Annotated in this window: 6 protein-coding genes; 2 read left to right on the forward strand and 4 right to left on the reverse strand. The window is 47.7% G+C overall.

Going from position 1 to position 13,199, the window contains the following annotated elements:
- The first annotated feature begins 108 nt into the window (after positions 1 to 108).
- On the forward strand, positions 109 to 1,602 hold the full coding sequence (gene glpK, locus NYE29_RS21480) for a glycerol kinase GlpK (protein WP_076108996.1): 1,494 nt from the start codon (positions 109 to 111) through the stop codon (positions 1,600 to 1,602).
- A gap of 141 nt (positions 1,603 to 1,743) precedes the next feature.
- Here the strand turns inward: glpK and NYE29_RS21485 are convergent, their stop codons facing one another.
- The 3 genes from NYE29_RS21485 to NYE29_RS21495 form a co-directional block, all read right to left on the reverse strand.
- Positions 1,744 to 2,616: a GNAT family N-acetyltransferase gene (locus NYE29_RS21485; RefSeq protein WP_340897408.1), complete on the reverse strand. Its 873-nt coding sequence runs from the start codon at positions 2,614 to 2,616 to the stop codon at positions 1,744 to 1,746.
- A gap of 8 nt (positions 2,617 to 2,624) precedes the next feature.
- Complete coding sequence (locus NYE29_RS21490) at positions 2,625 to 2,975, reverse strand: hypothetical protein (protein ID WP_076108998.1); 351 nt, start codon at positions 2,973 to 2,975, stop codon at positions 2,625 to 2,627.
- Positions 2,976 to 3,272: 297 nt separating this feature from the next.
- Positions 3,273 to 4,523, reverse strand: a complete 1,251-nt coding sequence (locus NYE29_RS21495) for a methyl-accepting chemotaxis protein (RefSeq protein ID WP_076108999.1) — start codon at positions 4,521 to 4,523, stop codon at positions 3,273 to 3,275.
- Between the two features lie 286 nt (positions 4,524 to 4,809).
- Here NYE29_RS21495 and NYE29_RS21500 point away from each other — a divergent pair, with 286 nt between their 5' ends.
- Positions 4,810 to 11,469: a glycoside hydrolase family 3 N-terminal domain-containing protein gene (locus tag NYE29_RS21500; RefSeq protein WP_340897411.1), complete on the forward strand. Its 6,660-nt coding sequence runs from the start codon at positions 4,810 to 4,812 to the stop codon at positions 11,467 to 11,469.
- A gap of 88 nt (positions 11,470 to 11,557) precedes the next feature.
- Here NYE29_RS21500 and NYE29_RS21505 read toward each other — a convergent pair whose 3' ends face one another.
- Positions 11,558 to 13,198, reverse strand: a complete 1,641-nt coding sequence (locus tag NYE29_RS21505) for a helix-turn-helix domain-containing protein (protein ID WP_340897412.1) — start codon at positions 13,196 to 13,198, stop codon at positions 11,558 to 11,560.
- Position 13,199 lies beyond the last annotated feature (1 nt).

Consider the following 13,199-nt stretch of genomic DNA (forward strand, 5'->3'; position numbering starts at 1 on the left):
GACCCAGCATGACAGCGCCTCTGACAGCAGAGGTGCTTTTTGTTGAAACTAGCACTTTAATCTTGTTCATCGTGGAACATCTTGCAGCAAATCAAGGAGGCATCTATCATGATTTTATCGTTGGACCAAGGCACGACCAGCTCACGGGCGATTATGTTTGATCTGGAAGCGGGCATGCTCTCCCAGGGTCAGTATGATATTAAACAATCTTTCCCCCGTCCAGGCTGGGTTGAGCATGACCCGGAGCAAATCTGGGAAAGCCAGCTTGCCGCAGCCAGAGATGCTATCAGCGGAAGCCGGGTCCCGGCTGCGGAGATTTTGGCCATCGGCATCACCAATCAGCGGGAAACTGCGCTCATTTGGGACAGGGTTACAGGTGTGCCTATTTATCCGGCCATTGTCTGGCAGGACCGGCGCACGGCGGAGCAGTGTGAGGACATTAAGCGGCAAGGTCTTGCCGCTGAAATTGCCGAGAAGACTGGACTTGTCGTCGATGCCTATTTCTCGGCAACAAAGCTGGCCTGGATTCTGGACCATGTACCGGGCTCAAGGGAACGTGCCGAGCGGGGAGAACTGCTTGCCGGAACCATTGACAGCTGGCTGATCTGGAAGCTCACCGGAGGCGCTGTGCACGCCACGGACGTGACCAATGCTTCACGTACGATGCTGTTTAATCTGCATGAGCGCAAATGGGATGAGCGGCTTATCAAAGTTCTGCGCATCCCCCGCGCCATTCTCCCGGAGGTGCGGATGTCCGGTGGAGAATTCGGCGTAGCCCAGGCACAGTGGTTCGGTGCGGAAATTCCTATCCGCTCTGTCCTTGGCGATCAGCAGGCCGCATTGTTCGGCCATACCTGTCTGGATGCCGGCAGCGCCAAAAATACATACGGCACAGGCTGCTTTATTCTGATGAATACAGGTACGGAAGCAGTCGTCTCCACTCATGGGCTGCTGACCACCGTAGCCTGGGGCATGGGCGATGAATTGTATTATGCGCTCGAAGGCAGTGTCTTTGTGGCCGGTGCAGCCGTCCAGTGGCTGGAGGAAGGGCTGGGGCTGATTACCGGCCCCTCGGACTCGGAGGACAAAGCAAGGGAAGTGGAGGACAGCGAGGGTGTCGTGGTCGTACCGGCCTTCACCGGGCTGGGAGCGCCTTATTGGGATATGTACGCCCGCGGCGCGGTGTTCGGACTGACCCGGGGGACTACGGCAGGTCACCTGGTGCGGGCCACGCTGGAGTCGCTGGCTTTTCAGTCCCGGGATGTGATTGGGGCGATGGAAAAAGACGCCGGCATGCCGCTGACCGGACTGCGCGTGGATGGCGGCGCTGTCCGCAATGATCTGCTGATGCAGTTTCAATCAGACATTCTAGGCAGTGAGGTGACCCGCACCACCTATGCGGAGACGACGGCTCTGGGTGCAGCGCTGCTGGCCGGACTCACCTCAGGGATTTGGTCAAGAGAAGAGCTGGAGAGCTTCAACAAGGCCGAGAAGGTGTTCTCGCCGCAGATGGAGCAGGAGGAACGGGAACGCCGCTACGGCGCCTGGAAAGATGCTGTAGCGCGTACCATGGGCTGGGAGAAGCATGAGGGGCGTCAGTAAGCAGGAATGTATTCATGTACCGATTTGGAAACGAGTTTCACGATCATCCTATCACGCAAACGGCGCTCAAGAAGAGTGAATTCTTCTTGAGCGCCGTATTTGTTCTGGCGGGCTTTAGCATTCCTATTTATAACTTTTGATTTACCGGCAAGACACCGGACCTGTGAAATATTGAAACTCGCCCATAACGGCAAAGCCGACGCTCAGGTAGAGGTCCAGAGCATGGGCATTCTCAGTGACGACACCTAGACGTATATGCGTATCGGGTTCCTGCAGCAGCAGGTCTTCCACTGCTGCTGCAAGGATTTCGCGGCCAAGGCCTTTTCCCTGGCAAGACGGAAGGACGCAGAAATCGTGGATAACCGCTGTCCGGGAGTCAACTTTATTAACTCTTATCAGTCCAACCGGCATGTGATTATTCTTGGCAATATAGGTGATGCGCCCAGGCTGGCGGGTATGGGCCCAATAATCCCGTGTCCATGACTCTGAATCACCGAAAGCCTGCGATGAACACATCACCGTAAATTCATAATCATCCGGCTGCTCTACTTGTAACGTTAGTTCCGGGTAACGGGGCTCACGGGCGTGGTACTGCTTGAGACTCAGGGAATACTCGGAGCTGGTCAAGTTTGCTGCCAATTGTGCCGCACAACCAGCTCCTGAAAGAGACCCCGAAGGGATGCGATAACGGAGCGTTTGGATGCCTTGTGCTTCCATCTCTTGCCTCGCGAGATCCAGCAGTCTGCGGAACACCTGCTGCCGCCGGTATTCGGGATACACCATTCCATTGATGTTGGCTTGTGTTCCGTCCGACGTATACCAGCTCAGAAAACCGATTAACTGTTCCCCGGCATGGCAGAGGAAAGCAGCATCACCATTCTCAGGCCCCAGACTCTCAACGCCAACTCTCAGATTGCTCCCATCGGAATTTTTGCAGAGCAGCTCCAGCGACTTCACCGCCGCAATAGATCTCTCGGAGAAATCAGTCATTTTCTTAATTACATGTTCTCCCATAACTGCTGCTACACTTCAACCGCGGAAATGATCTCTAGATTCTCAAGACCAGCCTTGCGGCCCAGCCGGGCCAGCTGCATTTTAAGGATCGGATTGTTTTCCAGCGTCAGCTTGACCTTCACAAATCCGTCGCTCTTGAACATCACGAAGCAGCTTTCCAGCAGAGGCACCACATCTGGAGCGGTTACATTCAACTTTATACAATCAATTTTCAGTTCATAGTCGGCTGGGTTAATAGGATTGATCGTTTGCTGATAAGCTTGGATGGACCGGAGACCGTCCTCTTCAGAGAAGGTGCCTTCCAATTCGATTTCGATTACTTTCTGTTCCACATCTGTCTTTAAAATAAATTTCCCCATCTGTACATCTCTCCCGTTAGTGGATTGCTGAACATGAGGGGGCAGCTAAGCTTGCCTCTGTGGTCCTCATGTATATCTGTTCATATAGATAACCATGAATTTCATGTATATGCAATAATAAAGTCGAAACATGTATTAATTTGTCACAAAAGATCAAATGAAACCCGGTGACAAAAGCGGTTGCTAGCGCACTATATAGTGATTTTTAACCATATTTCAATCAAAAAAACCTCTTCAGGATACGGCTGATAATCAGCCATAATCCATAAAGAGGTCTCGGAGCAGGATACGCTTAATCTAGAACTTGAAGATGTGAATGGTCTTTTGCAGCTGGAATACGGCTTGTGTCATTTTATCTGTCTCTTCGGCTACGGATTGCAGGGCATTAATTTGCTCATTCATGGCTGCGGATACCTCTTCGGTTCCGGCTGCCGTCTGCTGGGTAATCGCGGAAATATTCTCAATGGCGCTGGAGATTTTGAGTGCACTTTCCAGCATGAGATCACTTTCAGCAGAGAAGGAGGCGATTTGCTCGGTTATGTACTGAACACTTTGCACAATTTGCGCGAAAATATGAGCGGTCTCGGTGATCATCTCATTCTGAACCTGTACGACCTCTTCGTTGATGGCAATATTGTCGATTGCCTGTTTGATGTCAGCTTCGATACTGCGTACCAGCCCGAATACTTCCTTAGTAGAAGCGGTGGATTCCTCGGCAAGCTTGCGGACTTCCTGGGCTACCACGGCGAACCCCCGGCCATGCTCGCCTGCGCGCGCGGCTTCAATGGATGCGTTCAGAGACAGCAGGTTGGTCTGCTCGGCAATTTCAGTGATGGTCTTCGTAATCATGGTAATGCCCCGGGCATTTTGTGAGAGGGCATCAATCGTATCGGCCACCTTTTGCGTAGCCTGAATATTCTTGCGCATGCCTTCTGCCTGAGTGTCAACGGACACACGTCCTTTTTCGACCAGCTCCAGCGTATGTATAGAACGTTTATTCATTTCTTTAGTTGAGCTAGTGTAGTTAGAAACTTTGGTTTCTATGTCTTTGATGGATTCTGTCATATCTGCAATATCCACGGATATCTCATTGGCGCCGAGGGCCAGCTCGTTGGAAGAAGAGGCAACCTGTGCCATGACAATCTTGAGATTCTGGTTCTTGTCTTCAATACCCCGGCTCGCGTCCATTACCTGGCGGGTAATTCCCGAAGCTTCCGTCAGAATCTTCTTCAGCTTTTCGATCATCGTGTTGAACGAGCGGCTGATGTCGCCCATGGCCCCGCTTTCGTCCGCACGGCTTGTGAAATCTCCTTTGGCGATCGTGTGCGTCACATTGGAAATGTCGTCAAATGAAGATGTAAGCGTTCTCTCAATAAATCGTGAAAGAGGATAGGTCAACGCTGACAGTACCACAACAAGAATAATTCCGATCAAGATCTTGCCCATGATCAATAAAGTAATCAGAACAGGAACTGCGAATAATGCGGCAATCAGATAACAACCGGCAACTATTCTCTGTTTTAACGGAAGCTTGTTCATCCAGTCCATAATAACTAATTCCCCCTAATAAATATGTTGTGTATTGTAATATTATAGGTGATTATAGGAGGTTTGGTCTATTGTAAGAACTGACATAAATTTAAGACAGGAATAATCTAAAAAATGCTGCAGGTTATCTAAAAAATGACTCCTATATTTTTGTGGATGCTGAAATTATCATTATAAATGATTACGCTTTCAATCGTTATATAACAATTGCCTAAGGAGGTTCTGTTCGAAAGGGAAATTTGTATTCGATTTCAATGCTCACTACTTTTGAAGGAGGCAATATGAAATGTTGAAACGCGCAATTTCCTCGGCCACCGCTTTACTCCTTTTGTGGTCAACACTTGCAGGAGCAGCACCTGCAACTTCCTATGCAGCAGCGTCAACTACGGAAGCCCTGGTTCCCTATTATAAAGCCTCACTGCCTGTGGATACCCGAGTGGCAGATTTGCTGGGACGGATGTCTCTGGATGAGAAAATCGGGCAAATGGTGCAGGCGGAGCGTGCATCTGTCACACCGGAAGATGTCAAGAAGTATCACTTAGGTTCGGTTCTCAGTGGCGGAGGTTCTTTCCCGAACGGGAAGCAATTAGACAGTACTCGTGAGAAGTGGGAGGCGCTTATAGATTCCTATCAAGCAGGTGCCTTATCTACACCACTGGGTATCCCGCTTCTCTATGGGGTTGATGCGGTACATGGTCAGAACAATATCATGGGTGCGACCTTATTCCCACATAATATAGGTTTAGGAGCCACACGAAATACAGAACTTGTCGAACAAATTGGGATCGCAACCGCACAGGAGGCTAAAGCGTCTGGAACGAATTGGATCTTTGGTCCTACCATTGCTGATCCGCAACATATAAATTGGGGCCGGACGTATGAAGGCTTCAGTGACAACCAGTCCCTTGTAGCTGAAATGGCCTCTGCGTACATAAAGGGACTGCAGGGAAAAACCATTGGCGAGTTGAAGAATAGTGATCGGGTGATCGCCTCCGCAAAACATTTTCTTGGAGAGGGGTTAACGGATAATGGAGTGAATCAGGGCGATATCACCGGGATGACTGAGCAGGAAGTGCTCGACCTGAATCTGCCGATGTACAAAAAGGCTATAGAAGCTGGGGCAAGGACGGTAATGGCTTCTTATAACAGTATCCAAGGATTAAAGATGCACGCGAACAAACGTATTCTCACCGATGCGCTGAAGGGTACAGGCGAGGGCCAGCTTGGCTTCACGGGCTTTGTTATTACGGACTATAATGCCGTGCAGCAAATCAACAAGGATTGGGATGGAAATGCAGTCAGTGGATTGAAGAACCAGATTAAAGTAGCTGTGAATGCCGGCGTTGACATGTTGATGATGCCAGCCGATTGGAAAATTACCATCACTCACCTGAAGGCACTTGTAGAGGAGGGGGCAATTAGTCAAAGCCGTATAGATGACGCAGTAACGCGTATTTTGCGCGTTAAGTTTGAGTCGGGTGCATTCGAGCATCCGATGACGGATCAGAGTCTTGAGACTACCTTCGGCTCTAAATCACACCGTGCACTTGCCCAGAAGGCAGTGCGCGAATCCCTCGTTCTCCTGAAAAACGATAAGGTAAATGGTCAGCCGATCCTTTCCCGGCTTAAGAATATGAATAAGATTTTTGTCGCTGGCAAAAGTGCGGATGATATCGGCATACAGTCAGGTGGCTGGTCCATCAGCTGGCAGGGTCTATCCGGAAAAATTACGGAAGGAACCACGATCCTTCAGGGGATTAAGAACACAGCTGGTGAATCAAAAAAGGTAACCTACAACAAACATGGCCGTGGCGCAGCGGGCAATGATGTCGCGATTGCTGTTATCGGTGAAAAGCCGTACGCCGAATCAAACGGTGATGGCCTGAACAGTCTCAAATTGGATAAGGAAGATATTGCCACGTTAAATAATATCCGTAAATCTGGGGTTCCGACGATTGTTGTCCTCGTATCCGGAAGACCTTTGATCATAAATGATCAATTGAAAGATATAGCAGGGCTGGTTGAAGCTTGGCTGCCGGGAACGGAGGGGCAGGGAGTAGCTGATGTCCTTTTCGGTGATTACGAATTCACAGGTAAATTACCGATTCGTTGGCCTTTCTACACAGAGGCATACTCGGCATTGAAGGCAGGCACCTCGAATTTAGAACAGCAATATATTCTGTTTGATTATGGGTATGGATTGACTAAAAACGAACCAACACCTGTTTTACCTGCTCTTCCGCAAAAACCGGGCAACGCTCTCTACGCGAAAGTAGAGGCGGAGAGCTTCATACAACAGCAAGGGATACAGTTAGAGGGCACTGCTGATGTTGGTGGAGGCCAAAATATTAGCTACGCAGATGCAGGGGACTGGATGGAATATCTGATTGACGTTCCAACAGATGGAGTGTTTGATATAGATTTCCGCCATGCCGGTGAAGGTGATAATACCGGATTTAACATTCTAAATGAGTCAGGCGTGAAACTCGGTGAGTTATCCGTAAACCGCACAGGAGCCTGGCAGAACTGGAAGACGACTACAGTTCATGACATTGCCCTTACAGCAGGTGTTCAGAAGATTAAGTTAGTGCTTAAGGCGGGTGGACTAAACTTAAACTGGTTTGGTTCCAAAGGCTTCTCACCCGCAGCGCCAGAAATTGATAGTGGGGGAATTATAACCCCGGCACCGGTCATACAGGCGAACGCAGTAGAGAACTGGGTGACCACTGAACGGGATTCCGGGGATATGGGATGGTATTACGATCCTCGTTGGCAGGATGGCGACAAGAAGCTTGAACAGCAAGCTAATATCGACTTAACTGAGGTTGGAACGGCTGTTGACCCTAAAGTTACAACGATTACTATTGATCCAAACAAAGAATATCAGTCGATGATGGGGATTGGAACATCGATGGAAGAATCGACTGTTTACAATCTGCTCAAGATGTCACCAGCGAAACAGGACGAATTACTGAAGAAGCTAGTGAGCAAGACTGAAGGCATTGGCATGAGTATGATGCGCGTTACGATTGGTTCGGCTGACTTTACAGCACAGAAGTTTTATTCCTATGATGATATGCCAAAAGGTGAAACGGACACAAGCTTAAGTCATTTCTCAATTCAGAAGGATATCGACTTCGGTATTATTCCGGCATTACAGAAAATGGTGGCGATCAATCCGGAACTCAAATTTTTTGCTTCACCATGGAGTCCTCCAGGCTGGATGAAGACCACTGACAGCATGGTTAAAGGGCAGGTTAAGGATGAATATCTGCCTGTACTCGCGGACTATTATGTCAAATTCATTCAAGAGTATAAGAAGCAAGGGATTGTTATTGAGGCGATGACCTTACAGAACGAGCCTCTTCTTGAAATCGAATATCCCAGTACGAAAATGCCCTGGCAACAAGAAGCGGAGCTTGCCAAGCTGCTGAAGCAGAAGCTGACAGCAGCAGGACTGGACGTGAAGTTATGGATATTCGACCACAACCCGGGCGACACGATGTCTTATCCGGCTCCAATGCTGGCTGATTCTGAGAACTACGCAGCGATCGACGGAACGGCTTTCCATGATTACGGCGGCGATCTTGGGCTTATGTCTCAGCTGCATGATATGTACCCCGAGAAGAACGTTTACTTAACGGAACGTGCAGTATGGGGAACATTAGGTACGGATCGGATTGCACAGTATTTCAGAAATTGGGCAAGAAGCTATAATTCATGGGTCCTTATGCTTGATAGCGATATCAACACCCACCAATGGGTTGGAACACCGGATCCGACGATGTTAATTCAGGATTCGTCGAATACCGATAATTATTGGCTGACGCCGGAGTATTACTTCGTGGGCCACTTCACGAAGTTCGTGAAACCAGGCTACACTCGAATCGACAGCAACTACGGTAATAAGGATAGTGTAACGAATGTATCCTTCATGAGTCCGGACAAGAAAACGATCGTTACGGTCGTTATTAACCAGACGGCATCAACACAAACGTTTAAGCTGGTGACTGACGGAACACAAATTGCGGCAACATTAGCACCCAAGTCAGTAGCCACTTACCGTTGGAACCGTGACATTCAAACGGTACCTGGGGAGGAGAAGGTGCTAAGTCTTACTCCGGCTGTTTTGGATTATGACGTTAACGGCAAAGAAGTAACGTTGAATCTTAGCGGAGGCACCTTTAATAGCTCCAAAGTAAATGACATTTCATTATCTGGTGAGGCAACGGATAAGGGTGTGACAGTAACCTCTGTTACCTACGCTACTTACAACCCGGATAAGGTTAAAGTAAAACTCGCATGGGATGGAACGCCTTATTATAATGATGTGAACCTGACCCTAAATATACCGGCTACCGCCTATTCTGATTCTACTGACGGTAAGCCGCTTTCAGCGCATGTGAAGCTGAAAGGGACTGCAAGGCAGACACCGGCTACACCTATACCAGGTACCGTCAGCGCGGATGTTTACTATCAGTTCTCAGGAGTGAATTTTACGGAGGGATGGAAATTTACAGACATAGGAGCTGGGGACTGGGTAGACTTTAAGATTAATGTTCCGAGTGCCGGCAAATATGCATTTACGTTAAATGCTGTAGTTCCAAGTGGTGGAGGCAGTGCTTTCCAGATGAAATCTGATCATACAACGCTCGCCACATTTAACATTCCTTCCGGACCTAATACTTGGAATCTCATACGTACTTCGGCGGATTTGGAAGCAGGGGAGCAGATCATTAGAATTCTCGGCAGTGTGGGCACCTTTGAAATGCAGCATATTATAGTCGAAGAAGTCAGCCCTCATTCCGTCGACGGGGACGGCATCTTGAAAGTGGAAGCGGAGAGCTTCGTAAAAGCAGGTCAGAACGTGATCCAAGTAGGAGATCCAATTACTAACCTCGGTTATACAACTGCGGGAACCTATATGGATTACTTAGTTACAGTACCGAAGTCCAGCAACTACAAAGTTAAATATAATTATGCGACTCCACAAGGCGGAGTTTCCGTATCGCTGCAGACGAATGGTCAATCAACCGGTACCACGAGCTTGCCAAGTACTGGTGGCTGGGGTGTCTATTCTGAAGCGGCTTCGATCCTTCCTTTAACAGCTGGCACGCAGACTATACGGCTTGTCATTAATGGTGACGGAGTAAACTTGGACCGCTTCCAGCTTGAGCCAACGGATTCCGCTCCGGCGCCAGTTTTTGAAATGGCTGCAGCACCTCATGTCTTGTATGAAGATAGTCAAAGGGATGACGAGCAAATCGTAAAACTCAATACGAATATCGTTGACGGGAAAATCTACTACACAACTGACGGTACACTTCCAACAAAGGACAGCGCATTATATACGGGTCCTGTCTCGGTGTCACCGGCGAAAGTCCTTCGGGCTATTGTCGTAAAAGCGGGGATGGATGACAGTTATGTCTCCTTCTATGCAACAGCAGCGGCATCACCGCAAGCAAGTCCAGGTGCGGGAAGGTATAACAACCTGGTCAATGTGAATCTAACAAGTAGAACCAAAGGAGCAACTATTTATTATACTACCGATGGTACCGTACCGACGACGACAAGCCTCTTATATCAGGGACCGCTTACGGTTACTTCCGATACGACGATCAAAGCAGTTTCTATTAAAGACAGCTTGAATCATAGTGCTGTCGGTGAATTCACGTTCAATATTACTAACAATCCAAATCCGAATCCCGGTACGAATCTAGGGACGAACCCAGCAACAAATCCCGGAACAAACCCAGGGACTACCCCGGTTGATAATGGGCAAAAGGCGATGATCAAAGCTCCGAAGCCTGTAGTAAATCCTAACACAGGCCGCGCAACAACAACGATAGCAAGTGCAGATTTGAAAGCAGCGCTACAAGCTGCGAAGCCAGTCAAAGGAGTCCCAACGGTCTTTATAGAAGTTGAGGAATTAGCAGGACAAAAGGGATACGAAATACTTCTTCCTGTTGAGAATCTGACGACGGGGACTTTAACCTCGAAGCTGGAAATTGTTACGGCCATTGGGAAGATAGTCGTGCCAAGTAACATGCTAAGCAGAACCGTTGCGAGTGGTGTAGACAACATTGGATTAACGATTGCGGTAGCGGATATTACTGAGGATGGGGTAAAAGCAAAAATTGGGCAACATCCCGTCATCGGGCTGACCTTACGAGCCGGTAATCAGGTCATTGAATGGAATAATCCGAAAGCACCGGTAACGGTGTCTATTCCTTACACGCCTTCGGCAACGGAATTGGCCCATAAGGAGCAAATCACTGTCTGGTATATCGATGGACAAGGAAATCTAAAGTCGGTTCCAAGCGGTCGTTACGATGAAAAAACCGGAATGGTTAGTTTCACCACGACACATTTCGGCACATTTGCTGTAGCGTATGTTAATAAATCTTTTACAGATATCAGTAAGCACGGGTGGGCAAAGCAGGCAATCGAGGTTCTGGCGTCCAAGGGAGTGATACAGGGCACATCAGATACGACATTTGCCCCTAATGCAAAGATTAAAAGAGCGGACTTTATCGTATTATTAGTGAAAGCACTTGGACTTACAGAAGCAGCAGGTGAGAACTTTGCCGATGTTAAATCAACGGCTTATTATGCAGAGGCTATTGGCATAGCTAAGAAGCTCGGGATTGTCCAAGGAAAAGGCGGCAATATCTTCGAACCGGAAGCAAACATCACGAGACAAGAAATGATGGCGTTGGCCAACCGGGCATTGAGTGCTGCACAGATTCATTTGGAACAGGGATCAGCAGCGGACTTAACGCGATTTGATGATATTACGAAGATCGCCCCCTTTGCGGTTGAAGACATAGCAACGCTGGTCAAGAATGGAATCGTGTCTGGTAACGGGGCACTTGTGAATCCGCTTGGGACTGCAACCCGTGCTGAAGCTTCGGTTATGATTTATAAGATGTATAATTTGAAATAACTAAGTGCTGTTGTAGTTGAATGAAGATAAGGCCAATCGGAAGATTCCGGTTGGCCCTTTTTTGGTTTTTAAATACCCTTTTAAACTTTCAGTTTGTAGGTTCAAGGTAACCGATCATTTTCTGGTACTGTGTTGGGGTCAGACCCGTCCATTTTTTGAAAGTGGTTCTGAAATGCCGCTCCTCCTGATACCCGACTTGCTTGGCAACTGTATATATTTTGTAGTTTTGCTTCAATAGTTCCTTCGCTTTTTCCACACGGAATTGATGCAAATAATCCAAAAAGTTAATCCCTAGTTCTTGTTTGAATAAAGAGCTTAAGTAGGTATTGGATACATAAGTTTCCTTAGCGACAGATTCCAGCGAGATACTGGTGTTGTACTTCTGAATAATCCAATCAAGTGCAGCTTGAACCGTTCGGTGAAGAGGTTTCTGCCGGGAGTCAATTTCAACGATGCTTTGAATAATTTTTTGCATAATGGTAGCCAGCTCTTCTAATGTTTCGATAGAGGGGACTTTCTCCACCCAGTTAATGAGGTCATCCTTCCATTCGAAGGCGGCATGATTACGTTCCTGTGAGAATTTTTGCAGCTCTAGAATGAAGATCGTGGCCCGCAGATTGACTTCCGTTTTGTCATATTGGGAGGTGTTGCGGATATAATTCAGCCAATGGTCCAGATGATCTAACGCTTGTTCATAATTATGATTTTCCAAGTTGAGCTTTATTTCTTTCTCCAGATGCTGTAATTCTTCATTCTCCAAGATGGAGGTGTGAACCAGACCGCGCTGATTATATTCGGAAAAAAGAAATACCCCGCCTTTTCCTTTGTAAAACCGGCCTGCCATAGCTTCCATGGCTTCCGCGTACGCGCTATGTACTTCATCCAGAGATGGTTTTACGGAAGAGATGGCTATACTGATGGAAATTTTCAAGAAGGTCTCCATATTCTTTTGGAGTTCTTCCATCTTTTTCTTCAAAGAGGTATCGGTCTCATGATCAGGGATGTTGGCCAGCCATAATAATTCCTCTCCGTAGCTAATCGGTTCTATAAATCCATGGAATAGAGGCAGCAATGTTTCGGTCAGAATATTACTGGCTGCGTATCGAATCAATGCCATATCCCGTTTATATAGTTTGGAGTCATTCCGGTGGTCCGGGGTGTCAATCCGCAGCAATCCAATATGAATCTTAAAAGGTTTAAGTGAGATTCCCATCTCTTCTATGATTTTCTGCCTGTCTTCGAGAAGGAGCGGGGGATTCGCGAGCCACTGATTTAAAATTTGATTTTTAAGCAGCGGAATATTTTTTGTCCAATTCTGATTGAGCTGTTGCAGCGTGGAGCCTTCCCTTTGTTCCTTATCGATCTTTTCCTTCACTGTAAGTATGGCTTGGAGAATATCTTCAGGTAAGCAGGGCTTTAACAGATACTCGCTTGCCCCATATCGGACAGCATCCCTCGCGTAATTAAAATCACTGTACCCCGTAAGCAGAATCGAATAGAAGGACAGCCCCTCCTCCTGCGCAGTCTGAATTAGTTCCAGTCCATTTATGTAAGGCATGCGAATATCTGTTAATAACACCTCCGGCTTCCTTTCTCTCATTAATGTCATAGCTTCTCGTCCATCCCTCGCTGCGCCCACAATCTCAATATCGTAAAAGGACCAATCGATCATCTGAATAATTCCTTGTCGGAATGATAATTCATCTTCGGCAATCAGCAACCTGAGCATC

Origin of the sequence: Paenibacillus sp. FSL M7-1046, from assembly GCF_038007405.1 — a bacterium.
Lineage (GTDB): Bacteria > Bacillota > Bacilli > Paenibacillales > Paenibacillaceae > Paenibacillus_AQ.